The organism is Mycobacterium arosiense ATCC BAA-1401 = DSM 45069, assembly GCF_002086125.1.
GTDB classification, from domain to species: Bacteria; Actinomycetota; Actinomycetes; order Mycobacteriales; family Mycobacteriaceae; genus Mycobacterium; species Mycobacterium arosiense.
Genome location: NZ_MVHG01000339.1, coordinates 1 through 254 on the forward strand (window position 1 = coordinate 1; position 254 = coordinate 254).

1 protein-coding gene is annotated in these 254 nt (G+C 67.3%); it reads left to right on the forward strand.

Annotated features, from left to right (window positions below):
• A partial coding sequence (locus BST14_RS32115) for an acyl-CoA dehydrogenase family protein (RefSeq protein WP_211280860.1) occupies positions 1-254 on the forward strand: 254 nt, incomplete at both ends.

The following is a 254-nucleotide window of genomic DNA, read 5'->3' on the forward strand; positions in this document are numbered from 1 at the left end:
GTTCGATGCTCGGCGCCTTCGCCCTGACCGAGCCGCAGGCCGGTTCCGACGCGAGCTTCCTGAAGACCCGCGCCCGCCGCGACGGTGACCACTACGTGCTGAACGGTGCCAAGCAGTTCATCACTTCGGGCAGCCACGCGGGGATGGTGATCGTCTTCGCGGTCACCGATCCGGATGCCGGAAAGCGCGGCATCAGCGCGTTCATCGTGCCCACCGACACGCCCGGCTACGAGGTGGTGCGGATCGAGGACAAG